At 49.6% G+C, this 26392-nt stretch carries 23 protein-coding genes; 11 read left to right on the plus strand and 12 right to left on the minus strand.

The features are described from left to right. Nucleotides 1-280: 280 nt before the first annotated feature. The 3 genes from bioD to SFA31_RS14865 form a co-directional block, all read right to left on the minus strand. Nucleotides 281-985 (minus strand): dethiobiotin synthase, encoded by a 705-nt coding sequence (bioD, locus tag SFA31_RS14855; protein ID WP_322838678.1) that lies wholly within the window; start codon nucleotides 983-985, stop codon nucleotides 281-283. A gap of 126 nt (nucleotides 986-1111) precedes the next feature. Continuing rightward, a complete protein-coding gene (locus SFA31_RS14860; protein WP_322838679.1) occupies nucleotides 1112-2341 on the minus strand; it encodes an ROK family protein in 1230 nt (409 codons plus the stop codon). Nucleotides 2342-2417: 76 nt separating this feature from the next. Further along, nucleotides 2418-3341, minus strand: coding sequence for a LysR family transcriptional regulator (locus SFA31_RS14865; protein WP_322838680.1), 924 nt, complete (start codon nucleotides 3339-3341; stop codon nucleotides 2418-2420). Nucleotides 3342-3447: 106 nt separating this feature from the next. Here SFA31_RS14865 and SFA31_RS14870 point away from each other — a divergent pair, with 106 nt between their 5' ends. From SFA31_RS14870 to SFA31_RS14880, 3 genes are all read left to right on the plus strand, one after another. After that, nucleotides 3448-4674 (plus strand): MFS transporter, encoded by a 1227-nt coding sequence (locus tag SFA31_RS14870; protein WP_416208335.1) that lies wholly within the window; start codon nucleotides 3448-3450, stop codon nucleotides 4672-4674. Nucleotides 4675-4796: 122 nt separating this feature from the next. Next, nucleotides 4797-6026: an amino acid permease gene (locus SFA31_RS14875; RefSeq protein ID WP_322838681.1), complete on the plus strand. Its 1230-nt coding sequence runs from the start codon at nucleotides 4797-4799 to the stop codon at nucleotides 6024-6026. 695 nt (nucleotides 6027-6721) lie between these two features. Then, the gene (locus SFA31_RS14880; protein ID WP_322838682.1) at nucleotides 6722-7561 is read left to right on the plus strand and encodes a serine protease; all 840 of its coding nucleotides are present in this window, start codon (nucleotides 6722-6724) and stop codon (nucleotides 7559-7561) included. 14 nt (nucleotides 7562-7575) lie between these two features. Here SFA31_RS14880 and mdtI read toward each other — a convergent pair whose 3' ends face one another. The 3 genes from mdtI to SFA31_RS14895 all read right to left on the minus strand — a co-directional run bounded on the left by mdtI (nucleotide 7576) and on the right by SFA31_RS14895 (nucleotide 9707). Further along, nucleotides 7576-7905 carry a multidrug/spermidine efflux SMR transporter subunit MdtI gene (gene mdtI / locus SFA31_RS14885; protein WP_322838683.1) on the minus strand — a complete coding sequence of 110 codons (330 nt, stop codon included), beginning with the start codon at nucleotides 7903-7905 and terminating at the stop codon, nucleotides 7576-7578. Further along, entirely contained in the window at nucleotides 7892-8251 is a 360-nt protein-coding gene (mdtJ, locus tag SFA31_RS14890) for a multidrug/spermidine efflux SMR transporter subunit MdtJ (RefSeq protein WP_322838684.1), read from the minus strand. Before mdtJ ends, mdtI begins: the two co-directional genes overlap by 14 nt. A gap of 634 nt (nucleotides 8252-8885) precedes the next feature. Further along, nucleotides 8886-9707: a Cof-type HAD-IIB family hydrolase gene (locus SFA31_RS14895; RefSeq protein ID WP_322838685.1), complete on the minus strand. Its 822-nt coding sequence runs from the start codon at nucleotides 9705-9707 to the stop codon at nucleotides 8886-8888. 520 nt (nucleotides 9708-10227) lie between these two features. Here SFA31_RS14895 and SFA31_RS14900 point away from each other — a divergent pair. Continuing rightward, nucleotides 10228-10899 carry a glycosyltransferase family 25 protein gene (locus SFA31_RS14900; RefSeq protein ID WP_322838686.1) on the plus strand — a complete coding sequence of 224 codons (672 nt, stop codon included), beginning with the start codon at nucleotides 10228-10230 and terminating at the stop codon, nucleotides 10897-10899. A 182-nt stretch (nucleotides 10900-11081) separates the two neighbouring features. On the opposite strand, the gene smrA is transcribed toward SFA31_RS14900, so the two are convergent. Together smrA and SFA31_RS14910 are read right to left on the minus strand one after the other, a co-directional pair. After that, nucleotides 11082-11657, minus strand: a complete 576-nt coding sequence (gene smrA / locus SFA31_RS14905; protein ID WP_322838687.1) for a DNA endonuclease SmrA — start codon at nucleotides 11655-11657, stop codon at nucleotides 11082-11084. Nucleotides 11658-11734: 77 nt separating this feature from the next. Beyond that, nucleotides 11735-12085 carry a hypothetical protein gene (locus tag SFA31_RS14910; RefSeq protein ID WP_322838688.1) on the minus strand — a complete coding sequence of 117 codons (351 nt, stop codon included), beginning with the start codon at nucleotides 12083-12085 and terminating at the stop codon, nucleotides 11735-11737. A 326-nt stretch (nucleotides 12086-12411) separates the two neighbouring features. Here SFA31_RS14910 and ogt point away from each other — a divergent pair, with 326 nt between their 5' ends. The 3 genes from ogt to uspE all read left to right on the plus strand — a co-directional run bounded on the left by ogt (nucleotide 12412) and on the right by uspE (nucleotide 14886). Beyond that, complete coding sequence (ogt, locus tag SFA31_RS14915; RefSeq protein WP_322838689.1) at nucleotides 12412-12927, plus strand: methylated-DNA--[protein]-cysteine S-methyltransferase; 516 nt, start codon at nucleotides 12412-12414, stop codon at nucleotides 12925-12927. Nucleotides 12928-13076: 149 nt separating this feature from the next. After that, nucleotides 13077-13829 (plus strand): fumarate/nitrate reduction transcriptional regulator Fnr, encoded by a 753-nt coding sequence (gene fnr, locus SFA31_RS14920; protein ID WP_322838690.1) that lies wholly within the window; start codon nucleotides 13077-13079, stop codon nucleotides 13827-13829. 127 nt (nucleotides 13830-13956) lie between these two features. Continuing rightward, entirely contained in the window at nucleotides 13957-14886 is a 930-nt protein-coding gene (gene uspE, locus SFA31_RS14925; RefSeq protein WP_322838691.1) for a universal stress protein UspE, read from the plus strand. Between the two features lie 52 nt (nucleotides 14887-14938). Here uspE and pntB read toward each other — a convergent pair whose 3' ends face one another. After that, entirely contained in the window at nucleotides 14939-16327 is a 1389-nt protein-coding gene (pntB, locus tag SFA31_RS14930; RefSeq protein WP_322838692.1) for a Re/Si-specific NAD(P)(+) transhydrogenase subunit beta, read from the minus strand. 8 nt (nucleotides 16328-16335) lie between these two features. Beyond that, nucleotides 16336-17871, minus strand: a complete 1536-nt coding sequence (gene pntA / locus SFA31_RS14935; protein WP_322839389.1) for a Re/Si-specific NAD(P)(+) transhydrogenase subunit alpha — start codon at nucleotides 17869-17871, stop codon at nucleotides 16336-16338. 501 nt (nucleotides 17872-18372) lie between these two features. Here pntA and ydgH point away from each other — a divergent pair. The 4 genes from ydgH to tus all read left to right on the plus strand — a co-directional run bounded on the left by ydgH (nucleotide 18373) and on the right by tus (nucleotide 23129). Further along, nucleotides 18373-19323 carry a DUF1471 family protein YdgH gene (gene ydgH / locus SFA31_RS14940; RefSeq protein ID WP_322838693.1) on the plus strand — a complete coding sequence of 317 codons (951 nt, stop codon included), beginning with the start codon at nucleotides 18373-18375 and terminating at the stop codon, nucleotides 19321-19323. A gap of 333 nt (nucleotides 19324-19656) precedes the next feature. After that, complete coding sequence (locus SFA31_RS14945; protein WP_322838694.1) at nucleotides 19657-21039, plus strand: amino acid permease; 1383 nt, start codon at nucleotides 19657-19659, stop codon at nucleotides 21037-21039. 14 nt (nucleotides 21040-21053) lie between these two features. Then, nucleotides 21054-21782, plus strand: coding sequence for a dihydromonapterin reductase (folM, locus tag SFA31_RS14950; protein WP_416208358.1), 729 nt, complete (start codon nucleotides 21054-21056; stop codon nucleotides 21780-21782). Nucleotides 21783-22190: 408 nt separating this feature from the next. Then, complete coding sequence (gene tus, locus SFA31_RS14955; RefSeq protein WP_322838696.1) at nucleotides 22191-23129, plus strand: DNA replication terminus site-binding protein; 939 nt, start codon at nucleotides 22191-22193, stop codon at nucleotides 23127-23129. On the opposite strand, the gene fumC is transcribed toward tus, so the two are convergent. Then, nucleotides 23126-24526: a class II fumarate hydratase gene (gene fumC / locus SFA31_RS14960; protein WP_322838697.1), complete on the minus strand. Its 1401-nt coding sequence runs from the start codon at nucleotides 24524-24526 to the stop codon at nucleotides 23126-23128. The two genes, tus and fumC, sit on opposite strands and share 4 nt — an antisense overlap. Nucleotides 24527-24681: 155 nt before the next feature. Beyond that, nucleotides 24682-26328, minus strand: coding sequence for a class I fumarate hydratase FumA (gene fumA / locus SFA31_RS14965; protein ID WP_322838698.1), 1647 nt, complete (start codon nucleotides 26326-26328; stop codon nucleotides 24682-24684). Nucleotides 26329-26392: the final 64 nt, after the last annotated feature.

Genomic DNA, 26392 nt, shown 5'->3' on the forward strand with positions numbered 1-26392 from the left:
CGGCATTACCTTTTGTCTTTGTCTTTGTCTTTGTCTTTGAAAGGTTGTACCAGGTAATATCAGCAGAGCGAATCAACCGCTCAGGATAAGGCAATGCCAAACGCCTCATCAGGCCGTTGAATAGATAGGTAAGCTGGATTGAATCCACAACGTAAAGAAAGATAGCTTTAGTCAGTATGCAACGGTTCATCGAACCCAATAAGAGAGCTTAGCTTACACGAAAGAGCGCTATTCCTTCTTATAACTATATTCAGTCTCGAAGGAATAGTGCCTCAGGATTTTATATTGCCTGGTTTGCTGCCGGCATGCGACCCAACGCACGATAAAGAATGTCCTGATATAAATATTGGGCTAAATCACGCTGTTCAGGGCGCGGTAGATAAGGTAACTCCCCTAATAATGGCGCGCTTAATTTTTTACTCAGAACGTCAATTATTTCCGCATAGTGCGCAAGCCCGGGATTAATTCGATTTGCCACCCACCCTAATAGCGGGAGGCCATCGCTGGCAATTGCCTGCGCCGTGAGCAGCGCATGATTAATACAGCCTTCCTGAATACCGACCACCAGCAATACCGGGAGCTGTTCCTGTACTACCCAGTCAGATAATGGGCGTAAGTCATTCATCAGGCTACGCCAGCCGCCCGTTCCTTCAACGACAACGCAGTCTGCCTGCATGTCTAGTTTGGCCAACCCTTCAGACAGCAGACCATAATTAATGGGACAACTATGCGCCACGCTGCTTTCCTGCTCGCTAAATGCGACGGGGTTAATGGCTTCATAAGGCAGGGCCAGCGAAGAAACGCTTTGTAAAACCAGCGCATCTTTATTGCGCAGTCCTTCTTCCGTCTGCTGACTTCCTTTCGCTACCGGCTTATACCCTACGACGCATTCGCCGTCAGCGGCCAGCGTCTGAAGTAGTGCACGAGACACCACAGTTTTCCCCACTGCGGTATCCGTTCCCGTAATAAAGAAACGCTTAAGCATAAAGCACTCCGGCCGTTGAGACCTGAAAATATCAAAAAACAAAATAATTCAGCGACGGAAGTCTAAAAGAAGAGCGTTATAGCCGGTTTGAGATAGCGCAAGCTTTCTTGGAAATATGTAAAAATGTTAGCCTTGCAGCAAACGAATTAATAACGTTCCGTTATACAAAGCGTCCTTAATCAGCGCCGCGGCGGCCATCCGGCCCTGATTATTAAAGCGCGTACCGACAAGTTGGATGTCCTGGCTATAGGCTGGCAGCGCCTGACGTCGGACACAGTCGTGAATAACCGGATATAAAATTGAAGCAGCCTGATTCAACGGAGAACCGATAAGTACTTTTTGAGGATTAAATAAATTAACCATAATGGCCAGGATGCGCCCGACGCTGGTGCCTACTCCGGAGATAATATCGCAAGCCAGCCTGTCCCCGTTCAGTGCGGCATCGCAAAGTGAAGCAATAGACAATGGGCGCTCATGCAACAGAGAACGCATCGAATGAGACATTCGCTGTCGCGCAAGTTCCAGAATGCTTTCAACGCTGGCAATGGTCTCAAGACAGCCATTATTCCCACAATAACAGCGCCTGCCATAAGTATCGACCTGAGTATGGCCTATCTCCACCAGGCTACTACTCCCGGCGTGCAGCAGCCGACCATCGGTGATCACCCCCGCTCCCACATTATCGTCAATCACAAGCTGAATAACGTCGCTGGCGCCTTTCGCCGCACCAAACATCGACTCTGCAAGAGTCCAGGCGCTAATGTCATGCTGGATAAATACGGAAACGCCAATATGCTCCTCAAGAGTAGCGCGCAGCGGCATATCGTGAACCCCTTCATATAAAGGCATCCGGCGCACAATGCCCCGCCCCGTATCAACAATTCCCGGGAGAGTAATGGCCACCGCCGTCAGGCGTTCAAGCATTGATTGATTGCGAGTAAAGAAATTATCGATACTACGTACGATGCGCGATAACAATGAGGATGCTTGTTCAGGGATATCAGGTGACAGAGCCTCGATTTCGGCGATAACCACCGCCCCGCTCAAATCATGTAATGCCAGCGCAATATCGCCGCGCCCCAGACGCACCGCCAGATAGTGCCAGCCTGCGGTGGCGACATTCAACCCCGTTGCCGGTCGGCCCCGAGCCCCGGATTCCGGGATTTCGGTTTCCTGAACTAAATGAGCATCCAGCATTTCACGGACAATTTTAGTAATACTGGCAGGTGCCAGTTGAGTAAATCTGGAAAGATCGATGCGCGATACTGGCCCTAAAGTGTCGATCAGGTGATATACCATCCCGGCATTCGTTTGCTTAATCTGATCAATATGTCCCGGCTGACTTTCGGCCACCACGTCCGACTCCCTTATTTTCACGCTTCGAAATAATATACAGGTCATCTGCTAATGACACGGCGGCAGGTGCATTTTTTTATTTCGGCTTGTGATTCACCGCACATTCCCTTACGGTTTCAGCGGTTAGCAGAGCGGCAAAGCGCTTCGCTACGGCAGGCATTTCGCGGTAGCGCGGCCAAACAAGCCACAATTCAGAGACTGCGTCCGGTTCAAGGATAGGCAACCAAACCACATCCTTTAATCCCACTCGTCCAAAAGAGGCAGGCAAAATAGAAACACCAAGCCCGGCGCCCACCAGGCCAATAATTGTCATTGCTTCACCCACCTCCTGAGTGATAAACGGCGTATAGCCATAGCGATGCAACAGGCCAAGAATGTCATCATATAAGCCGGTTCCAACGCGTGGGTCAAAAAAAACAAAAGGCTCTTTTACCAGGGCCGCCAGCGAAACGGTATTGCTTCGCGCCAGCGGATGCGTAGAAGGCAGCATCGCAAGCAAGGGCTCACGTAAGATAAGTTCCCATGCAAGGCTATCGGGTAGAGTGGTATTGCGCATTATGCCTAAGTCCAGCTCTTCATCATGGAGCGGCGCTATTTGCGCACGCGTGTTCATTTCACGCGTCTGAATATGCACGTCCGGAAAGTTGCGGCGAAATGACGAAAGCGCCTGCGAAATGGGCCGAATGAACGGCGCTGATGAGGTAAAACCCAGCCGCAGCTCTCCGCTCTCACCGTGATGCAACCTCCCGGCGCGGGCAGCGGCAGCCCCCACCAACCCCAGAATTTGGCGCGCATCAATTAAGAAATGCTGCCCGGCTACGGTTAAACTAACGCGACGATTCGTGCGCGTGAAGAGACGTGCGCCGATAGTCTGCTCAAGAAATTTAATTTGCTGGCTAAGAGGAGGTTGGGAAATATTTAGCCGAATAGCCGCGCGCCCAAAATGCAGCTCTTCCGCAACGGCGACAAAATAACGCAAGTGGCGCAGCTCAATATTCATTTGTAAAACGTCTTATTTGAGATGAGTAATATATTAGACAGAATAATTATCGCTTTTTATTCTATTGTCAGCCCCTCCGTTCACCTTTTTTATCAGGGAATTATTCGTGAACCGCTCAACTTTAGCGAAGTCGGCCGCACGCCCTTCCGCCTCCAATTATATAAAACGCGGGCAGCCTGCCTTTATGCGCGTGACGCTGGCGCTATTTTCCGCCGGTCTGGCCACTTTCGCACTTATATATTGCGTACAGCCCATTTTGCCGGTGTTATCATACGAATTTAATATTACGCCAGCGGGCGCCAGCGTATCGCTTTCGGTCACTACCGCCTTTCTGGCAGCGGGCATGCTTTTCACCGGCCCTGTTTCTGATGCTATGGGACGCAAGCCCGTAATGGTAGCAGCTCTGCTGCTTGCTTCTGGCTGCGCCCTGCTTTCCACACTTATGAGCGCCTGGGAAGGCATTTTAATTACGCGCGCATTAACCGGACTTGCGCTGAGCGGTGTCGCTGCCGTTGGAATGACCTACCTGAGCGAAGAGATGCATCCCAGCGTTGTCGCGTTTTCTATGGGGCTTTATATCAGCGGTAACTCTATCGGCGGCATGAGCGGACGCCTGCTTAGCGGTGTCGTTACCGATTTTTTTGGCTGGCGTGCAGCGCTCGCCATCATCGCCTGTTTTTCACTGGCCGCAGCTTTTATGTTTTGGAAAATATTGCCGGTCTCACGCCACTTTCGCCCCACACCATTACGACCGCGTACTCTGTTTATTAATTTCCGGCTGCACTGGCGCGACGGCGGCTTGCCGTTACTCTTTGTCGAAGGTTTTTTATTGATGGGCGCATTCGTCACATTATTCAATTACATCGGATATCGCCTTATGCAGGCCCCCTGGCACGTCAGCCAGGCGGTGGTGGGTTTGCTTTCAGTCGCTTATCTCACCGGAACGTGGAGTTCGCCAAAGGCCGGTACACTAAGTGCGCAATATGGCCGCGGGCCGATTATTTTACTTTTCACCGGTCTGATGCTGCTCGGTCTGATACTTACGCTGCCTCAATCGCTGTGGGTTATCTGTGCCGGAATGCTGCTGTTTACCACCGGTTTTTTCGGCGCTCATTCCGTTGCCAGTAGCTGGATAGGCACCCGTGCCCGACGCGCGAAGGGGCAGGCCTCATCGTTATATCTGTTCAGTTACTATATGGGGTCCAGCCTTGCGGGTACCTGCGGCGGGGTGTTCTGGCACAAATATGGCTGGCACGGCGTCGCGGCTTTTATCGCAGCCCTGCTGATTGCCGCACTGTTAGCCGGACGCCGGCTCACTCTCCGCAAGGTGTAAAATATAGCGCTCGATATCCCTGATTAGCACCTGCTCCGGCGAACAGATAGACCGGAAATTATTGCGAAATTATGGTAAATTGCCCGACAATTTGTTGGGTCTTAACGGTTAAACTTTAGATAATGTCGAAATTTTGGACGAAAGACGAAACTCTGTGGAGTTTTGCTTTATATGGTACGGCTGTAGGAGCAGGTACGCTGTTTTTACCTGTTCAGTTAGGTTCTGCGGGTGCAATGGTTTTACTTATCACCACGCTGGTTGCATGGCCGCTAACGTATTGGCCTCATCGGGCTTTGTGTCAGTTCATTCTTACTTCCGGCGCTCCGCGGGGAGAAGGCATTACCGCCGCCATGAAGCACTATTATGGCCCTAAAATTGGCCAGGCGCTGAATGCGCTCTATTTTGTCGCTTTCTTCGTGGTCATATTGATTTATGCCGTCGCGATTACCAATTCGCTTACAGAACAGCTTGCCAGGCATATGGCTATCTCTACGGGTATTCGCATCCTGGTGAGCTTCATTGTCGTTGCTTTGCTTAATCTGATTTTCCTGACCGGGCGCCATATTACTATTAAAGTAATGGGGTTTCTGGTATTTCCTCTTATCGCTTATTTCCTGTTTTTATCCGTCTGGCTAACCGGTAGCTGGCAGGTGGCCCCCTTTGTGCAGCAACTGACGGTTACGCCACATACTCTGCATGAAATTTGGATCTCTATTCCAGTTATGGTGTTTGCATTCAGTCATACACCGATTATTTCAACCTTCGCGATTGACCGACGAGAGCGTTACGGCGAGAACGCCATGGCAAACTGCAAAAAAATCATGAAGGTCGCTTACCTGGTTATTTGCCTGAGCGTGCTGTTTTTTGTGTTTAGTTGTCTGCTGGCCATCCCTGCCGATAATATTCAGAATGCTAAAGAAAGTGGAGTGACTATTCTTTCCGCCCTTTCTGCAATGCCAGCCGCGCCGAAATGGCTGGGAATATCCGGCATTGTGGTCGCCATTATCGCGATGTCGAAATCGTTCCTGGGGACTTACTTCGGCGTGATTGAGGGAGCAACAGCCATGCTGCAGTCAACGTTAAACCGCGCTGGCATCATAAAGAGCCGTGCGTTTAATCGCGCACTTTCAATTATGGGCGTATCGGCCATTACTTTTACCGTTTGCTGTATAAATCCAAATGCTATTTCAATGATTTCAGCAATAAGCGGGCCAATGATTGCCGTTATTTTGTTCATTATGCCAACATTGGCTACATTTATTTTCCCGGCGCTGAAGCCGTGGCGCTCGCCAGGCAATCTGATAACACTGATTGTCGGTCTGCTTTGTGTTTCGGTTATCTTCACCGGATAACTTTCCTTCAGCGGCGCGTGGCTGGCGCGCTGCTGATAATGACGCTTTTCGCCATTGGGCTACACTTTTTAAGCACCTAATACCTACACCTGCCATATATTTCGTTACACGCCGATACCAAATACTTACGAAAAGTCACAGGGCTGATGCATATATTCAGACACGCTTCTTTTAAAAGTGCGATGCCTTATAACGATGACAATACGGTAATAGAAAAAACATTCGCGCGGCTCACCGCCACAATGATGGGCTGCAAAGGCATTCGATTGAGATAAGACTGCCTTGGCGCCGATTAAAACCGCAGTACAATATAAACACTGAATAGGCCCGCGCGCTAAAAATAGCGTCACGCAAAACAGGCAGTTCAAAAGGCGCAGGCTGTCAAATATCACATAAAAATCACGCTGAAAGATTCTGCTAATAAAATGGCTTAACCCACTGCCTGACCACCGTATGAACAGATATGTTGTATTCTGGTACCGGGCGGTACAAATAAAATAATACGGCGTCGGTATTATGCTGCTGCGACGTTATCGCCGCTTTAAGGCTCCGCAGGCGCTGCCAGGCATATGTGGGTTTGTTGGCAGTTATTCCCGGTAGCGGTAGCATAGCGCGCTGATTTTACTCCCACTTTCCGCACTTCCCGACTATAGTATCCCAGAGATAATATTCACTACGCTATTCCCGAGAGTCATATGCGCAAAACCACTGCGGTAGTTCTGGGCGCTCTGTATCTATTGTCACAAAGCAGCCTCGCTGCCGATACGGCCAATACGATCTCCAATGCCGAAATAACAACGCTTTTTTTTGGTCAGGATGACCGCGAACCGGTAGATAAGCCGATGCTCACGCCATGGAATGCGATAGGACAACTTGAAACCGCCAGCGGTAATTTATGTACCGCGACGCTAATTGCCGCCAATATGGCGCTAACGGCCGGACATTGTCTGCTTACGCCGCCGCGTGGGCGCCCGGATAAAGCCGTAGCGCTGCGCTTCATTGCCCAAAATGGTGAGTGGTTATATGAAATACATGCGATTCAAGGCTATGTTTCTAACACCCTGAAACAAAAACTCAAAGCGGACGGTGATGGCTGGATAGTAACGCCTGCCGCAGCGGCCTGGGATTTTGGTATCATTGTTTTGCAATATGCACCCTCGGGTATCACGCCGCTGAATTTATTCCACGGCGATAAAAATGCGCTGACGCAAGCGCTGAAAACCGCCGACAGGCAAGTCACTCAGTCAGGCTATCCGGAAGATCATTTAACCACCCTGTATACCCACCGAAATTGCCAGGTAACCGGCTGGCCGCAGCAAAATGTTTTGTCTCACCGCTGCGATACTCTTCCGGGAGACAGCGGTTCCCCCCTGCTGTTGCAAACCGACGCAGGATGGCAATTAATAGCCATCCAAAGTTCAGCGCCCGCCGCCTCCGATCGCGAGCGCGCGGATAACCGAGCGATTGCAGTTACCGCTTTTCGCGATAAGCTTGCAGAGCTGGCACCGGCGCAAAAGACAAAAGCGGCTCAGTAGCCGCTACATAAAAATTACGCCAGGTTAAGCAAAAACATTCCACTAGCCAGTAATATAAGCCCTGCCCAGCCTTTCCAGTTCAGGCGCTGGTCGAACATAACCCAACCGGCACCTACGGTGGCCGCAACGCCAAACCCTCCCCACAGCGCGTAGGCAACCGAAAGCTCGATACCTTTTACCGCCTGCGCCAGCGCGCTAAAGGCACACAGTACGCTCAGCAGTGACAATATTCCGGGCAGCCAGCGGCGAAATCCGTCAGAGAACTTCAGTAAAATATTGGCAATAATTTCCAGCACGACGGCTAAGATCAGCCAGAAAACATGTGTCCATTCAAGTAGCGACATAGCGGTTGCCTTGCTGATTTTTATTTTTTCTGATACCGGTTTTTATCAGTATAATTCCGGTAATTAACACGGTTAACCCAATAACCTTTAATAATGATAAGGCTTCATTAAAAAATAATACGCTAAAAAGAGTGATAACGGTGATCCCTATACCCTCCCACAGCGCATAAGCAACGCCAAGATCAATATGTTTAATTGCAAAAGACAGGAATAGGTAAGAGAGCGTAATCATAAACAACATAAATACATAGCTGTCCATCCTCACACTTTCGCTAGCCCATTTCATAGAAAGAGTGCCGGTAACCTCAGTTAAGATAGCCAAGCCTAACATTATCCAGTAACGCATTTTTAACTCAATGAGAAATAGTTAAACCATCACGTAGTCGCTGTTTAAACATACGTGCCAGAAAAGTCGCGCTGTTTAAAGCGCTAAAAGTACTATTTCTATGGGGGCTAAAGCGCGGTGCGCCAGTGTTGTTCACCAACAAGAAGGCGTATTGAAAGAGGAACATAAACCCAGGAATAACGAAAATCGCTATATAATTCGCTCATAATGCAGATTAATTTTCTCCGCCCTTGCTTCTCATCACTGCGGAAAAAGAGTCTCCGATAGCTACACACGCGATGTGTTTTATCATATACCACTATTTATACCAATAGCTTTGTACTACTTTACTGTTGGCCCCTTATTACACCCTGTTTAATCAATAATTTTTAGTAACCGCTTTATTTAAACCAGATGTCAATATTATCCAACGCTATAATAATCAGCCATAATGGCTTCACCTGGCGTTTAATTACTCACTAGCAATATTCTTTATATTTTTCATAATTGAAAAAATGAGGCTGAATACGATTAATGGCCGGTACCTTAATCATGAGAACATGTGCGTAATAAATATCCTATGCATTAGCAGTTCTGAATAATTGGGTTATGTAAAGGTGGTGCCGGGCACCGTGAGCCCCTGCACCATTTACGCTTACCGTTCTGTCTGAAATGGCGGCTCCTGATGCAGGATCTTATCGATAATACGCAGCACCCCATCATCATTATTAGATGAGGTTTGGTAACGCGCGACGGCTTTTACATCACTCACCGCGTTTTCCATGGCAAAAGGATAGCCAACGAAAGAAAGCATTTCGATATCATTTGCACTATCGCCAACGGCGACGCACTCCTGCGCAGAAATATTCCAGCGAGCCAATAGCCTCTGTATACCGCCTGCTTTATGGGCGCCCGGAATAATCAGGTCTACAAAGCCAAACCCACTGGTCACCGGCTTAACTATTCCATCAAGCGCGTGGTGCAATCGCTGGACCAATTCAGGTATATCCGCATCTGGCAGGCTCAGCGCGAATTTTAAAATAATATCATCCACTTGGGTAAGATCTTCGCAATACGCCAGACGATGATAGTGCCGTTGCATTACATCGCGAAATGCCTGAGGCACATTAGCGTGAGCGTAAGCGATTTTCAGGCCACAGGCGACATAATTAATTTCTGGGAACTCTGCCAGTGCTTTCAGGACCGAAAGGTATTGCTGATGGGTCAACTCTGCATGCCAGAGTTGGATATCGTTGTCGTAAATTAACGCGCCATTTTCAGCAACAAAAGCAATTTCATGCCGAATCTCAGGGAAAAAAGAAACGAGCTGGTAATACTGATTACCGCTGGCAACCACAAATTTAATACCCTGTGCTTTCAATGCTGCATATTGCTCAAGAAAACGCTGTTTGTCGTACTGCTTCCGGTCATTCAGAAAAGTACCGTCCATATCCACTGCGATAAGTTTAACTTTCATAGCCCCTCTTTCTTTTAGCTGCCTTTGACTTAGCGCGAAACCGCAGTATAGCAATCTGGGCATCGGGATTAAATAACAGGCTGTTTACTTATTTCGCAGGCGGCTTACATACGGTAAAACGGGCTGTAACCTAAACTTTGAATAGATTGCAGCATTAGAAATATGAGTTATATCACTGAACCTATATTTCTAATATAAAATTACCCCTCGCTATTTAATCAAATAAATTATGATAAGAAACACCCTCGTTTATTCACCAAACAATATATTCAGCCTGGCATAATAGCTGCAGAAAACCATTCTATATTAGAAAGGCGACACCCTCTCCCACTAGTAATCTAGTAATCTAGTAATCTAGTAATCTAGTAATCTAGTAATCTAGTAATCTAGTAATATTGTGTAGCCATCATTATGCCGAGATGAAGCTAACGGGCATAAATCTCAAAATATAACCATTACAATCATTATCGCTCTACTTCCCCGCACACTCGTTTAAACTACCATATTTTATGGAAGGGTAATGAAAATGATACAATGGGATTTTATTGATAAAATTATTTATATTAATCTGGAAAAGCGAGTAGATCGCAGAAAGCATATTGAAGCAGAATTAAAAAGAGTCGGGGTTCCCGAAGATAAAATCATCCGTTTTGCAGCGATTGAGGATACCAATGGTGCCCTCGGTTGTGCCAAATCACATCTCAGCGCATTAGTGATGGCGCAAATCAATCAATGGAAGAACGTGCTCATCCTTGAAGACGATATGATGTTTAATACCGACCCGGATATTTCTGAAAGAACGAATACTTTCTTTAGGAATTTGCAAAATATAAATTGGGATGTGGCATTTTTGTCGGCAAGTTATTTTATTATCAAAGAGAGAATGGATTATACATATAAAGTTGAATTTGCCTATCTGGCAAATAGTTATATTGTCCAACGTCATTATTATCAAAAACTATTACATAATTATGGTCAGTCTGTGTACCTTCTTGAGAATGGCGAGAAGCGGAATAAGGCCGGCATTGATACTAATTGGATGAAGCTAATGTCCAAAGATAATTGGTATGGCATATATCCATGTATTGGTTATCAACATACCAGTATGAGCGACATTGAAAAAGTAGAGGTGGACAGAAAAAGACATTTTTACAGACCTATTAGTGAGATTAAACGCTTTGGCTCTTATTAATAATATATTGTTCCTCAGCGCTAATTCATTATAAACAATTATACTATTCTAATAGCATCTTTTATGCTGTCCAAATGGTACAAATAGTTTATTGCTGTAAACTTAGTGCAGAATACTATTCCAAATTTCGCGGCCGCGAACGCTGCATATTCAGCCATCCGCCAGGGCTATCACATAGAATGTCAGATACGGCGCCGGGTAGCATGACGTTCACGGTTATCCAGTTTTGCCTGCGGGGATTTCTTCAGCGCCACATAGCAGGCACCTTCTCCACCGTGCCTTGGCTGAGCGCAGCAAAACGCCTGAATCTCCTCAAATTCTGGCAGCCAGCGTGCCAGATAACTACGCACAATATTTGCGTGAGACTGTGAATTACGCCCTCGCCCATGAATAATCAGTAGATTACGCTTCCCATCCGCATAGCTACGGCGAATAAATTCAAACAGATGCTGGCGACACTCTTCGACCGTAAGTCGAATGAGATTCAGGCTAGCTTCCCGAGGATATTTACCCAGGCGCAATTTATCCTGAACTCCAATTTGCACACCTTCACGGTAAAAAAATAACGGCGTATCCAGTGCAACAATATCCAGAAAACCTGTAGTAAGAAAATTATCTAATTGCCGTATATCTGTGCGCGAACGCCTGGACGATGGCACGGTTTTTGCCCAATACACGTTTGTGGAACATGCTGTTAAGGGAGTGACGTCATTCTCCTCCATGGCATGAAGGAACTCGGTTTTATCGTCCAGGGACATCGGTGTTATCTCCAGTATTCGTCGCGCTATACCATATAAACATAGCGCGTTACCGTCGAGAGCCGCTTTAAATACCGTTACAGCGCAGAATGTTCGGCCATAGAGTGTGAGTTATCGTACTCAGTCTGAAGGCGGCGAATTGTGGCACGGGCATCAGCCAACTCCCTGGCCTGCTGTTGCTCCTGCCCGCTAAGCACCTGCTGGCGATGCAGCAGTTCGTGAATGGTCTTTTCCTGCATTTGCGCTTTGGTTAAGGCTGCTGCACGCGCGCTATCCGCCTGTATAAATAGCGTGTAATGATAAAACGCTGACCAGCCCAATGCCCCGATTAAGGATAAAACAAAAATAATGATCGGTAGCCGATAACGCCGCTCTAGATCAGACCAGCCACGCAGACGAATTTGATTGCGGTATGTATTTGTCAACATAATAAAGCCCCACGATTCCTAAGGGGTAAAAAGAAAGCAAAACTAAAGATTAATTGCGCGCTTTTGCTTAATCAGCATTCATTTTTTTGCGCGCTAAAACAGCATAACTTACGCTCGACGATAACTGTATTGAGCAGAAGTGACGGTATCTTAACATAGCTAAAGCCCGCCCTGAACATCTCTTCCCGCGTGAAACACTTTTAAGCATTAAACATGAAAATAGATCGCATATTTCGTTTTGCTGCAACGCAGCCTGCGCTGGTTTCAGGAATAAGCGATGTGTTATCTTATGCCCTCCGGATATTGCAAAAACAAGGACACATCAGTTGCTTACGCTCCTCGAAGATAAAATTGATACCCCAATGGGAACGTTATGCATTTTGTGCGATGAAGCGTTCAATTTACGTGCCGTTGAGTGGGAAGAATATGGACATCGTATGGCGCAATCACTGGATATTCACTATCGCGCTTCAGGCTACGAACGGCGTTTATGTCGAAACCCGGGTGAGTTAAGCGTAAAGCTTCAACATTATTTTTCCGGTGATTTGCATATTATTGAGACACTGCCAACGGCAACAGCCGGTACCGAATTTCAGCGTGAAGTCTGGCGAGCGCTGCGCACCATCCCCTGCGGACAGGTTATGCACTACGGCGAGTTGGCCTCTCAGCTTGGGCGCCCAGGCGCTGCGCGCGCCGTGGGTGCTGCCAACGGCGCGAATCCCATTAGTATCGTTGTTCCCTGTCATCGGGTCATCGGTAGTAACGGTACCATGACAGGCTATGCGGGAGGCATTGCACGAAAAGAGTGGCTATTACGCCACGAAGGATATCTATTGCTATAACCTCTTACTGGCTAAGAATATTTACGAAGCTAACCTGCTAAAGAATGAGAAAAATGTCAGGTGCACGCTTTTTGCTCGTTTTCCACTCTTACCTGTAAAGCAAAAAGATGTTAAAATTGACGCATATCAATTAAGGCCTGAGCATACTTATGATCCCAGAAAAGCGCATTATCCGACGCATTCAGTCTGGCGGTTGTGCCATCCATTGCCAGGATTGCAGCATCAGCCAATTATGCATCCCGTTCACGCTGAATGAACATGAGCTCGATCAGCTTGATAATATCATCGAGCGTAAAAAGCCCATCCAGAAGGGGCAAACCCTATTTAAAGCGGGTGATGAGTTAAAATCGCTATACGCGATTCGTTCTGGCACCATCAAGAGTTATACCATCACTGAACAGGGTGATGAGCAAATCACCGGTTTTCACCTGGCCGGCGATTTAGTGGGGTTTGATGCTATCGGGACCAATCATCATCCGAGCTTCGCCCAGGCACTGGAAACATCGATGGTTTGTGAAATCCCATTTGAAACTCTGGATGATTTATCCGGTAAAATGCCTAATTTGCGGCAACAAATGATGCGGTTAATGAGCGGCGAAATCAAAGGCGATCAGGATATGATCCTGCTGCTTTCCAAAAAGAATGCGGAAGAGCGCCTGGCTGCTTTTATTTATAATCTGTCGCGCCGCTTTGCGCAGCGTGGCTTCTCACCGCGCGAATTTCGCCTGACGATGACCCGTGGCGATATTGGCAATTATCTGGGCCTGACGGTTGAAACTATTAGCCGCCTGCTGGGGCGCTTCCAAAAGAGCGGAATGCTCGCAGTAAAAGGCAAATACATCACTATTGAAAACAGCGAGATGCTGTCCCAGCTTGCAGGCCAGGCGCGCAGCGTTGCCTGACCGTTTCTGCCGGTTAATAAATTTTCTGATTTATTGATCCGGCAGAAGTTTCCAGACTGTTTCATTTTCGTTATATAGGTTAATCTTACTGAACAGACTGTGCTTAACAGTTGTAAGGAGACCCTGTATGGCGAAGTATCAAAACATGCTGGTCGTAATCGACGCAAACCAGGATGACCAACCTGCCCTTCGGCGTGCAGTGTACCTGCATCAACGGATTGGCGGCAGGATTAAAGCATTTCTGCCTATCTATGATTTTTCCTATGAAATGACTACGTTATTGTCGCCGGATGAACGTACTGCAATGCGTAAAGGCGTTATCGCGCAGCGTACGGCCCACTACATTGACGCAGGTATTCCAATCGAAATCAAAGTGATATGGCATAATCGTCCCTTTGAGGCCATTATTCAGGAAGTATTAAGCCACCAACATGACTTGATACTTAAAATGGCACACCAGCATGACAGGCTGGAAGCCGTGATTTTTACGCCAACCGACTGGCACTTATTGCGTAAATGCCCCTGCCCGGTCTGGATGGTGAAAGATCAACCCTGGCCGGAAGGCGGTAAAGCCCTGGTCGCCGTTAACCTGGCCAGCGATGAAGAGTACCATAATGCGTTAAACGAAAAGTTAGTGCGCGAAACGCAGCACCTTGCCGAACAGGTCAATCACACGGCCGTACACTTAGTAGGCGCCTATCCCGTTACGCCAATCAATATTGCTATTGAGCTTCCCGATTTTGATCCCAGCGTTTATAACGATGCTATCCGCGGCCAGCATCTGCTAGCCATGAAAGCACTGCGCCAAAAATTTGGTATTGGCGAAAACACGACGCACGTTGAGAAAGGGTTGCCTGAAGAAGTTGTTCCCGATTTGGCAGAGCATTTACAGGCGGGGATCGTAGTGCTTGGCACCGTTGGGCGTACCGGAATCTCAGCGGCGTTTCTTGGCAATACAGCAGAACAGGTTATCGATCATCTGCGCTGCGATCTGCTGGTCATCAAACCGGATGACTACCAGTCCCCCATCGAACTTGACGATGTTGATGACGATTAACAAAAAAGGCCATCATGAATGATGGCCTTTGCACAACATAATGCATCAGCATTTAAAGCGCGCGTAAAATACTTTCAACGCTATCTTTCGCATCACCAAACAACATCTGCGTATTCTCTTTGAAGAACAGCGGGTTTTGCACTCCAGCGTAGCCGGTATTCATCGAGCGTTTAAAAACAACGACGTTTTGCGCCTTCCATACTTCAAGCACGGGCATGCCGGCAATGGGGCTGGCAGGATCGTCCTGGGCTGCCGGGTTAACGGTATCGTTGGCACCTATCACCAGTACGACATCGGTCTCGGCAAAATCATCATTGATCTCATCCATTTCAAGTACGATGTCATACGGCACTTTTGCTTCTGCCAGCAATACATTCATATGACCTGGCAGGCGACCAGCAACCGGGTGAATACCGAAACGAACTTTAACCCCACGCGCCCGTAATTTTTCCGTGATATCCGCTACCGGATACTGCGCCTGCGCGACAGCCATCCCATACCCTGGAGTAATAATAACCGAGCCAGCGCTTTTCAGTAGCTCAGCCGTTTCTTCAGCGCTAATTTCCCGATATTCACCGGTTTCTTCCTCACCCGAAGAAACTGCACTGTCATTCCCGAAACCGCCGGCAATCACGCTAATAAATGAGCGGTTCATCGCCTTACACATAATATAAGACAGAATCGCCCCTGAAGAACCAACCAGCGCGCCGGTCACAATCAACAGATCATTGCTCAGCATGAAGCCTGCCGCCGCCGCCGCCCAACCGGAATAGGAGTTCAGCATAGACACCACCACCGGCATGTCAGCACCACCGATAGAGGCGACTAAATGCCAGCCGAAGGCAAGCGCGATTACCGTCATCACCAGCATTACCAGCACCTGCATCCCGATACTTTCACTGCGTACAAACACCACCAGCAGTAAAAAAGAGACGATCAGCGCGGCAAGGTTAAGTTTATGACGGTTTGGTAACATCAAGGGTTTAGACGAGATTTTCCCGTGTAGTTTACCGAAAGCGACAATAGATCCGGTAAATGTCACTGCACCGATGAAAATCCCCAGGAATACCTCGGTGAGATGGATATTTTCCATCACCGGTAACATTCCCGGCGCATGGTCGATATAGCTGTTAAAACCGACCAATACCGCCGCCAGCCCGACAAAGCTGTGTAATATAGCAACCAGTTCAGGCATTTCAGTCATTTCGACTTTACGCGCCAGCCGTATGCCAATTGCACCGCCAATCACCATCGCCACAATAATCCAGCCGATGTGGCCGGCGTCAGGCCCAAAGATGGTGGCGATTAACGCAATAGCCATCCCTGCGACACCAAATAAATTCCCTTGTTTAGAGGTCTCGTGCTTAGACAGACCGGCAAGGCTGAAAATAAACAGGATTGCGGCAACAATATAGGCCGCAGTTACTAATCCACCAGACATAGCTCCCCCTATGCGTTCTTCCGGAACATTTTCAGCATGCGCTGAGTAACGGTGAAGCCACCGAAAATATTAATACTGGCAATCAGTACGGCGATAAAACTGAAAAAACTAACCCAGCCACCGTGTCCAATTTGCAGTAGTGCACCAACCACGATAATACCGGAAATCGCATTAGTGACTGACATTAGCGGCGTGTGTAGCGCATGAGATACATTCCACACAACGTAGTAGCCAACAACGCAGGCTAAAGCAAACACCGTAAAGTGACCGAGAAATTCTTTGGGAGCCGCATCCGCCAGCCAGCCAAAAAGAATAATGGCCAGCGCGATAAGCGCGTATTTACGCCACGGTGATGCAGGTTTCGGCGGTTCGACCGGTTCGCGCGGCGCGACCTTGGCCGTCGCCTTAGGCTGGGCGGAAACCTGAATCGGCGGTGCTGGCCAGGTAACGTCACCGTCACGAATTACCGTAACGCCTCGAACGACAACATCATCAAAATCAACGTGAATGGCGCCGTCTTTTTCTTTACAGAGTAACTTGAGTAAATTAACCAGGTTAGTGCCATATAGCTGTGAAGCCTGCGTCGGCAAGCGTCCGGCAAGGTCGGTATAACCGATAATCTTCACGCCGTTCGGGGTGGTAAAGATTTCCCCCGGCACGGTATATTCGCAGTTCCCGCCATTCTGCGCCGCCAAATCCACCACGACGCTACCGGGATGCATGCTATCCACCATCTCGCGCGTAATCAGTTTGGGTGCGGGTTTCCCTGGGATCAGCGCGGTGGTCACGATGATATCGACCTCTTTCGCCTGGGCGGCGAACAGCGCCATTTCTGCCTTAATAAAGGCCTCGGACATCACTTTTGCATAACCGTCACCGCTGCCTGCTTCTTCTTCAACGTCAAGTTCGAGAAACTCAGCGCCCATACTCTGAACTTGTTCTTTAACTTCAGGCCGCGTATCAAACGCACGGACGATGGCGCCAAGGCTCCCCGCCGCTCCAATTGCGGCTAGCCCGGCAACGCCCGCGCCAATTACCATCACTTTTGCCGGTGGAACTTTCCCCGCCGCGGTGATTTGCCCATTGAAAAAACGGCCAAATTCATGCGCAGCTTCCACAATTGCGCGATAACCGGCAATGTTCGCCATTGAGCTCAATGCGTCCAGTGACTGCGCGCGTGAAATGCGCGGCACCGAGTCCATTGCCATTACGGTAACGTTGCGCGCCGCCAGTTTTTCCATCAGCGCCGCATTTTGTGCAGGCCAAATAAAGCTAATTAACGTACTTCCTTCGCGCAGTAACTCAATTTCTTCATCAAGCGGAGCGTTAACTTTTAAAATTACGTCGGATTGCCAGACATCATTCTTGTCGCATAGCGTCGCGCCAGCGTTAATAAACGCATCATCGTCGAAGCTTGCCAGTTTACCTGCGCCTCGCTCAACGACGATCTCAAATCCCAACTTTAGCAGTTGTTCGACGGTTTTCGGCGTTGCCGCAACCCGGGTTTCACCGGTTAACCGCTCTCCTGGTACCCCAATACGCATAATCTTCCCTTCCATCGATAATTGGTGATGGTGCCTGAGTGAATCCAGAGTAAAACGGATACGTAATAAACGCACCGGTACTTTACCCACGAGGAAACGACTTTGTTATGACTTTCTATAACCTACTGAAAATAACGCCTGTGATCTACATCAGGATTCAGGTAATTTTTGCGTTCTTAGCAAAAGTAAATTCCCATCCCTGGAAAATAAAGCCCGCGCAGGAATTGGTCGCACACGCATTAGACCTTATTACCGGCGCTACTGAGAATCGTAGATTGCGCTAATCGCATGAAAAATAAAAAATAGCGCCTATTATTTAGCCTTGCTGTGAACGCTGCGTATCATCGCTTCTCCCGAAGAAAAAAGAAAAGAGATTTGCGGCGAAAAAGCCTCGCGGTTAGCAGACAATCGCGTTAATTCAGTGCCATAATCAGCGCCTGACCGAAATGACAATTTACGCTATTCCGTTTCCAATATTGCGCAAGGCGAAGGATCAACTGTATGAAGCTTAAGAATACTCTTCTCGCGTCGGCTCTGCTTTCCGTCATGGCCACATCTGTTTATGCGGCAACGGAACTCACGCCGGAACAGGCAGCCTCACTGAAACCTTTCGATCGCATTACGATTACCGGGCGGTTCAATGCGCTGGGCGATGCGGCAAAAGCCGTTTCTCGCCGCGCAGATAACCAGGGAGCCGCCGCATTTTACATTCAGGACACCAGCGATTACGGCAACAGCGGCAACTGGCGGGTGGTAGCCGATCTCTATCACGAAAATGCGCCTAAAGCCCAGCCCGAATCTAATCACGTTGTCAACGGCATCGTAGAATTACCGAAAGCGCAGGCCTATGCGCTGGAACCTTTCGATACCGTCACCGTGCAGGGTTTTTTCCGTAGTCAGCCAGACGTTACGGATGCCATCACTAAAGAAGCAAAGAAAAAAGGCGCAGCCTCCTTCTTTATCGTTCGCCAGGTAGATGCCAATTCATCGGGGGGCAATCAGCGGATTACGGCATTTATTTATAAAGCAGATGCGAAGAAACGGGTCGTGCAAGCGCCTGATGCAATTATTCCGGCAGATTCAGACGCCGGGCGTGCGGCTTTAGCCTCCGGCGGCGCACAGGCGAAAAAAGTAGAGATCCCAGGCGTCGCCTCTTCAAGTTCCCCCAGCGCCAGCGTGGGGCGTTTTTTTGAAACGCAGTCGTCAAAAGGCGGCCGCTATACCGTCACGCTGCCGGATGGCACCGCGATTCAGGAAGTAAATAAAATAGCCGCCGCGCAAATGGTGCCATTTGATAGCGTAAAATTCACCGGCCATTATTCAAGCATGACCGATGTTTCATATCAGGTTGCCAAACGTGCGGCGAAAAAAGGCGCGAAATACTACCATATTACGCGCCAGTGGCAGGAGCGCGGCGGTAATATGACCGTTAGCGCCGATTTGTATAAATAAAAATTCTGATTCCAGGTTTGGGCAGCGCTATGCTGCCCACTTTATTACCAGTCGACGTATTCTCTTTTATTAACGCATTGCAAGCGCTCCATGCACTCCGTAAAATCGGCCGGTTTATGGCAAACTGCCTGTATACACCGCCCGTAAATTAGCGTTATTCCAGATATTCACTTGGCTCGTTTTTTAAGCTCCTTTTATTTAGGGTAAGTGAAGCAAATCACGGCGCAGGGACAGGCATCAGCGCATTGCATTCATATTTACAGGAACCTGCAATACATTTGCTTCTGACGCTAAAGCCACGGCGTCAAATACAGCCTTACTTATGGAAATTTAATGGAAAAGAAGCTCGGGCTTTCCGCCCTCACCGCACTGGTTCTTAGCTCCATGCTGGGTGCGGGCGTATTCAGCCTGCCGCAAAATATGGCGCAGGTCGCTGCACCGGCTGCATTATTAATAGGCTGGGCGATTACTGGCATTGGCATTCTTTTATTATCGCTGGCGATGCTGCTATTAACGCGAATTCGCCCCGATCTCGACGGCGGTATTTTTACCTACGCGCGGGAGGGCTTTGGTGAGCTGGTCGGTTTTTGCTCCGCGTGGGGCTACTGGCTGTGCGCCGTTATCGCGAATGTTTCCTATCTGGTTATCGTCTTTTCTGCTCTCAGTTTCTTTACTGATACGCCCTCGCTAAGAATCTTTGGTGACGGAAATACCTGGCAGGCGATACTGGGCGCCAGCGTCCTGCTGTGGATTGTGCACTGGCTGGTTTTACGCGGTGTGCAAACCGCAGCCGGTATTAACCTGGTTGCGACGCTGGCAAAATTACTCCCACTCGGCCTGTTTGTTATCCTGGCTATTCTGGCCTTTCATCTCCCTACGTTTAAGCTGGATTTTCGCGGCGTAGCATTGGGTGAACCCGTCTGGGCGCAGGTTAAAAACACGATGTTGATTACGCTATGGGTATTTATTGGCGTAGAAGGTGCCGTGGTAGTTTCTTCCCGGGCGCAGCATAAAAAAGACGTAGGCCGCGCAACTATACTGGCCGTCTGCGCCGCGCTAACCACCTATCTATTAGTGACCCTTCTCTCGCTCGGCGTTGTACCACGCGCAGAACTGGCGCAAATGCGCAATCCGTCCATGGCCGGCCTGCTGGTCTCAATGATGGGCCCCTGGGGAGAGGTAATTATCGCCGCCGGTCTTATTGTCTCCGTCTGCGGCGCCTACCTTAGCTGGACAATCATGGCAGCGGAAGTGCCGCTGCTGGCCGCCATGCATAAGGCATTCCCTCGCATTTTTGCGCGCCAAAATCATAATAACGCCCCCTCAGCCTCACTGTGGCTAACCAATATCAGTGTACAGGTATGCCTGGTGCTTATCTGGTTAACTAATTCTGACTACGGCACCCTGTTAACTATCGCATCTGAAATGATACTGGTGCCTTATTTTCTGGTCGGCGCCTTTTTAATTAAAATCGCACATCGCCCGTTACAAAAGGCCGTTGGGATAGGAGCCAGCCTTTACGGCCTGTGGCTGCTTTATGCGTCCGGTCCCATGCATCTGTTACTGTCCGTGGTACTTTACGCGCCAGGGCTGCTGGTATTCCTGTATGCACGCCGCACGCATCAACACGATAAGCAATTAAATTTTCAGGAAAAAGCCGCTATTTTTCTCATGCTATGCGCCGCAATACCGGCTACATGGATTCTAATGCATTAATTCGGTAAATAAGGATAAGTGTGGAACGCTCGGTGTTCCCCGTGGTAATAACCGGCGCTGGTCGCCGGATTGGTCTGGCGCTGGCCCACCACATTCTTGCCCGAGATTTACCGCTTCTCATCAGTTACCGCACCCGAAACGCAGAGATTGATAACCTGGAAGCGCTGGACGCCTGCTGCCTGCAGGCCGATTTTTCTCAGGAGGCCAGCATTGAGGCTTTTGCCGCAGAAGTGACTCACCGCTGCCGCGGATTGCGCGCACTCATTCATAATGCCAGCACGTGGCAGGCTGAAGCTCCCGATAAGCCGCTTATTACCACTCTTGAAGAGATGCTGCGCATCCACGTTCACGCCCCCTATTTACTCAATCATCGGCTGGCTCCTCTGCTGTGCGAACAAGGTGTTGCCGGCGGCGATATCATCCACTTGACCGATTATGTCGCTGAGCGCGGCAGTGAAAAGCACATCGCCTATGCGGCCAGTAAGGCCGCTCTCGATAATATGACGCGCTCATTCGCACGTAAATTTGCGCCCTATGTGAAGGTAAATGCAATTGCTCCCGGGCTCATTCTCCCTAATGAGCCCGCTGATGCCGCCTCGAATCAGCGGGCTGTGAGCAAATCACTCATGGGAGTTACGCCGGGTGTGCAGGAAATTATTGGACTGGTTGATTATCTGATGGCAAGCCAATTTGTCACCGGCAGAACCTTCCCCGTTGACGGTGGACGGAATTTACGCTCCTGAGTCTGACAATGATGTAACCCGCTCGCATTTTGGAGCACTCTTCTTTGATATTAATAAATGGAACGGGCATTCCACCCGCTAACGCAGCGATATCCTGGGCCATTTACCCGGTTGCACGGAGCCATGCTAAGATGGCTGAAAATTAGAGCCTGCGATAGCAGGCCGTAATACATGGACAAATTAACGCAAAGACGGGGCCATCGGGGAGGCGCGTTTAGCTGAAACGCTCTACGCAAGCAAAGCCGATAGTACTGATTCAGGTATGTGGCCGATATTTTGCTCTTCGTACCAAAGATTCTTCGTGACAACGTCACAATATTATCGATTTTGTTTTCCTTGCCTGACCTTTTTAGGCACTTTGGCTGGCACCTGAAGCAATAGCATGCTAAAAGTATGTTGTAACTAATTATGGATAGTTTAGCGATGCAATACGACCTTCCACAACAATTGACTGAGACTGCCCGCCATCTGGAACATGCACTCACCGCGTTCACCCATGAGTGCGAAGATCTGTCATTGCGAAACGCGCGCGTCTTTGCGCTGCCGCCGGTTGAAAAAGGCGCTGAGCACGCCCCGCTATCTTATATTCCCGTCCACCCGTATTCAGGACGAGAAGCGGAAACATTGGCATTACGCCATTTCACCCGACTGTTTATACAACAGCAATCGGAGCAAACCAGCAGCAAGGCAGCCGTAAGGCTCCCGGGAGCGCTATGTTACGAAGTAGACGCTCCACGGCAGGCGCGCATACGTCAGCACGTAGAAATAATTAACGCACTAAAGCGGCGGCTGGCGCAAATCATTACCGTGGATTCAGCGTTAACCACGGCACAGCGTTTTGAATGGGTACATCGCCACGTGCCTGGCCTTATCACCCTCAGCGCCTACCGTCAGATAACGTTAATTGAACAGCCCGCCACACTGCGCTTCGGCTGGGCAAATAAACAGGTTGTGAAAAACTTCACGCGCAGTGAAGTCCTGGCCATGCTAAAAAAAACATTAAATGCCGGGCGCGCCGCGGCGCCGCTGACGCGTGAACAATGGTTAGCCCAGGTAACGCAAGAATACAATGATATTGCCGCGCTCCCTGAGCATGCTCGCCTGAAGATACGCAGGCCGGTCAAAGTACAACCGCTGGCGCGCGTATGGTATTCCCATACTCAGCGCCAGAAACAATACGCCTGCCCTTCACCGCTGCTGGTTATTTGCCGCCAGGGCACCAGCCTACCGGATATCGGCGAGCTGGCGGACTACGACGCGCAGAATATACATTACCGGCATCGCCCCCAGCCCCAGCCGCTATCGCTACTCATTCCACGTCTGCACCTATGGCGGGTGGATGATTAGCGACCAGCCAATTTTCCCGTCATGCGTTCCGGGCGCACCCAGTCATCGAACTGCTCGCCGCTGACCAGCCCCGACGCCAGCGCTGCCTCACGCAGTGAAGTCCCCTCTTTGTGGGCTTTTTTAGCAATTTGCGCCGCTTTATCGTAGCCAATATGCGGATTAAGCGCGGTCACTAACATCAGTGAATCATTTACCAGCCGGGATATTTTATCGCGGTTGGGTTCAATACCTTCAGCGCAGTGCTCATTAAAGCTGCGCATTCCATCGGCCAGCAAGCGCACGCTCTGGAGGAAATTATGTATAACCATTGGACGAAATACGTTTAATTCAAAATTACCGGACGCCCCGCCAATATTAATCGCAACATCATTGCCAAACACCTGGCAGCAAAGCATGGTCACCGCCTCGCACTGGGTTGGGTTCACCTTTCCGGGCATTATCGAGCTCCCCGGCTCATTTTCCGGAATAAGAAGTTCGCCAATCCCGCAGCGGGGGCCGGAAGCCAGCCAGCGCACATCATTGGCGATTTTCATCAGCGATGCCGCCAGCCCTTTTAAGGCGCCATGCGCCTGTAACAGCGCATCGCAGCCGGCCAGCGCCTCAAATTTATTCGGAGCGGTGATAAAAGGATATCCGCACAGCGCTGCCAGCGTCTGCGCTACCTGCCCGGCATATCCCTCGGGCGCATTCAGCCCGGTGCCTACCGCCGTACCTCCCAGCGCCAGTTCATACAAATGCGGCAACTGGGATTCAATATGGCGGCGGTTGTGCTCAAGCATCGCCGCCCAACCGGAGATTTCCTGCCCCAGCGTCAGCGGCGTCGCATCCTGTAAATGCGTGCGTCCAATTTTAACAATGTCGCTAAAAGCGTCAGATTTTGCTTTAAGCGTTTGCGTCAGCGTCGCCAGCGCGGGTAAAAGCTGCTCCCGCAGCGCCGTCACCGCCGCCACGTGCATCGCGGTGGGAAAAACGTCATTAGAACTCTGGCTTTTATTCACATCGTCGTTTGGATGTACCCGCCGCGCTTCGCCCCGTTCACCGCCTAAAAGTTCGCTGGCGCGGTTTGCCAATACTTCGTTCATGTTCATATTACTTTGCGTGCCAGAACCCGTTTGCCATATTACTAACGGAAACTCCTGCGCATGTTTTCCTGCCAGCACCTCATCTGCCGCCTGGATGATTGCGTTACCCTGTAACTCTGGCAGTAGAGAAAGCGCCATATTTACCTGCGCGCTCGCCCGCTTCACCTGCGCCAGCGCGTGGATCAATGCGGCCGGCATTTTTTCTCCGGAGATGCGAAAGTGTTCCAGCGAGCGCTGAGTCTGCGCCCCCCATAACCGGTCTGCGGGTACGTCAATATGCCCCATCGAATCTTTTTCAGTACGGCTCACGCTCATGCTCTCCACTCCTGTAAATAGGGTTAATTATTGATAACTGAGTATGGAAAAGCTGATAAAAGCGGTTTATTGCTTAGTGCGTTATTGGCGGAAAATAGGGAGCGAGTGAGAAAGTCGTTCAGGCCGAATGCCGCTCCTGAGAGCGGCATATTCGCTTATTTTGCGCAGCCATTGCACTGGGAAGCCTGGATCTGCTGAAAGAAATCATTCCCTTTATCATCAATCAAAATAAAGGCGGGAAAATCTTCAACCTCAATTTTCCAGATGGCTTCCATTCCCAGTTCGGGATAGGCAATACACTCCAGGCTGCGAATACTTTGCTGGGCCAAAACCGCGGCCGGGCCGCCGATACTGCCCAGATAAAAGCCTCCGTGTTTGTTACATGCTGCGGTCACCTGCTGGCTACGATTGCCCTTCGCCAGCATAATCATGCTGCCGCCGTTGGCCTGAAGGAGATCCACATATGAATCCATTCGCCCGGCGGTGGTTGGCCCCAGCGATCCGGACGCGTATCCTTCCGGGGTTTTCGCTGGCCCGGCATAATAAACCGGATGATCCTTCATGTACTGCGGTAAGGGTTCGCCGCTGTCCAGCCGCTCTTTTAACTTCGCGTGCGCGATATCCCGCGCCACAATGATGGTGCCGCTCAAAGATAACCGCGTCGATACCGGATACTGTGAAAGCTGAGCCAAAATCTCAGGCATGGGACGATTGAGGTCAACGCGTACCGCTTCGCCTTCGCCTGCCAGCCGATGCGCCTCAGGGATGTATTGCCCGGGATTGTGTTCCAGTCGTTCAATCCAAATTCCCTCGCGGTTAATTTTGGCTTTGATGTTCCGGTCAGCAGAGCAGGAAACGCCCATCCCTACGGGGCAAGAGGCACCGTGGCGCGGCAGGCGTATCACGCGAATGTCATGGGCAAAATATTTACCGCCAAACTGCGCTCCCAGCCCTAAATTACGCGCCTCTTCCAACAATTCGGCCTCCAGCGTGATATCGCGAAATGCCTGCCCGTGTTCATTTCCTTCCTGCGGCAGTCCGTCATAATATTTTGTTGATGCCAGTTTGACGGTCTTCAAATTCATTTCAGCCGACGTACCGCCAATCACAAAAGCAATATGATAAGGCGGGCAAGCCGCCGTCCCAAGGGTGCGCATTTTATCGACCAGATAATTTTTCAGCTTACCGGGCGTCAGTAACGCGCGGGTTTCCTGATACAGGTAAGTTTTATTCGCTGAACCGCCGCCTTTGGCGATACATAAAAAATGGTATTCCGCGCCGTCGACGCTAAATAAATCAATTTGCGCCGGCAAATTTGTACCTGTGTTCACTTCGCTATACATATCTAACGCGGCATTTTGTGAATAGCGCAGATTATCTTCGATGAAGGTGTTGTAGACTCCACGCGACAGCGCCGCTTCATCGCCACCGCCGGTCCAGACGCGCTGCCCTTTTTTCCCAACGATAATTGCCGTACCGGTATCCTGGCAGGTTGGCAGTACGCCTTTGGCCGCAATGTCAGAGTTGCGTAAGAATTGCAAAGCCACGTAGCGGTCATTATCACTGGCCTGCGGATCGTCAAGAATGGCGGCGACCTGGCGCTGATGCGCCGGGCGCAGCATAAAAGATGCGTCGTGAAACGCCTGTTGGGCCAGGCGCGTAAGGCCTGCAGGCTCTATTTTGAGAATTTCCTGCCCTTCAAATTCTGATATGGACACATGCTCACGGGTAAGCAGGTAATAATCCGTCTCATCCTGCTTCAACGGAAACGGCACCTGATAATAGAATGGTTTATTCGACATTGTGTTCTCACTTTCAGCATCAGTTTTTGTTAATTATGATGTCTTTTACGCCACGCCCAGCCCT

It is taken from the genome of Erwinia sp. HR93, assembly GCF_034555055.1.
Classification (GTDB): Bacteria; Pseudomonadota; Gammaproteobacteria; order Enterobacterales; family Enterobacteriaceae; genus Apirhabdus; species Apirhabdus apintestini.

Bases quoted from the DNA above. Each gene is read 5' to 3' on its own strand.
- bioD (WP_322838678.1), bottom strand. From the start codon at position 985: ATGCTTAAGCGTTTCTTTATTACGGGAACGGATACCGCAGTGGGGAAA.
- SFA31_RS14865 (WP_322838680.1), bottom strand. From the start codon at position 3,341: ATGAATATTGAGCTGCGCCACTTGCGTTATTTTGTCGCCGTTGCGGAA.
- SFA31_RS14875 (WP_322838681.1), top strand. From the start codon at position 4,797: ATGTCGAAATTTTGGACGAAAGACGAAACTCTGTGGAGTTTTGCTTTA.
- SFA31_RS14880 (WP_322838682.1), top strand. From the start codon at position 6,722: ATGCGCAAAACCACTGCGGTAGTTCTGGGCGCTCTGTATCTATTGTCA.
- mdtI (WP_322838683.1), bottom strand. From the start codon at position 7,905: ATGTCGCTACTTGAATGGACACATGTTTTCTGGCTGATCTTAGCCGTC.
- mdtJ (WP_322838684.1), bottom strand. From the start codon at position 8,251: ATGCGTTACTGGATAATGTTAGGCTTGGCTATCTTAACTGAGGTTACC.
- SFA31_RS14895 (WP_322838685.1), bottom strand. From the start codon at position 9,707: ATGAAAGTTAAACTTATCGCAGTGGATATGGACGGTACTTTTCTGAAT.
- SFA31_RS14900 (WP_322838686.1), top strand. From the start codon at position 10,228: ATGAAAATGATACAATGGGATTTTATTGATAAAATTATTTATATTAAT.
- smrA (WP_322838687.1), bottom strand. From the start codon at position 11,657: ATGTCCCTGGACGATAAAACCGAGTTCCTTCATGCCATGGAGGAGAAT.
- SFA31_RS14910 (WP_322838688.1), bottom strand. From the start codon at position 12,085: ATGTTGACAAATACATACCGCAATCAAATTCGTCTGCGTGGCTGGTCT.
- fnr (WP_322838690.1), top strand. From the start codon at position 13,077: ATGATCCCAGAAAAGCGCATTATCCGACGCATTCAGTCTGGCGGTTGT.
- uspE (WP_322838691.1), top strand. From the start codon at position 13,957: ATGGCGAAGTATCAAAACATGCTGGTCGTAATCGACGCAAACCAGGAT.
- pntB (WP_322838692.1), bottom strand. From the start codon at position 16,327: ATGTCTGGTGGATTAGTAACTGCGGCCTATATTGTTGCCGCAATCCTG.
- pntA (WP_322839389.1), bottom strand. From the start codon at position 17,871: ATGCGTATTGGGGTACCAGGAGAGCGGTTAACCGGTGAAACCCGGGTT.
- ydgH (WP_322838693.1), top strand. From the start codon at position 18,373: ATGAAGCTTAAGAATACTCTTCTCGCGTCGGCTCTGCTTTCCGTCATG.
- SFA31_RS14945 (WP_322838694.1), top strand. From the start codon at position 19,657: ATGGAAAAGAAGCTCGGGCTTTCCGCCCTCACCGCACTGGTTCTTAGC.
- tus (WP_322838696.1), top strand. From the start codon at position 22,191: ATGGATAGTTTAGCGATGCAATACGACCTTCCACAACAATTGACTGAG.
- fumC (WP_322838697.1), bottom strand. From the start codon at position 24,526: ATGAGCGTGAGCCGTACTGAAAAAGATTCGATGGGGCATATTGACGTA.
- fumA (WP_322838698.1), bottom strand. From the start codon at position 26,328: ATGTCGAATAAACCATTCTATTATCAGGTGCCGTTTCCGTTGAAGCAG.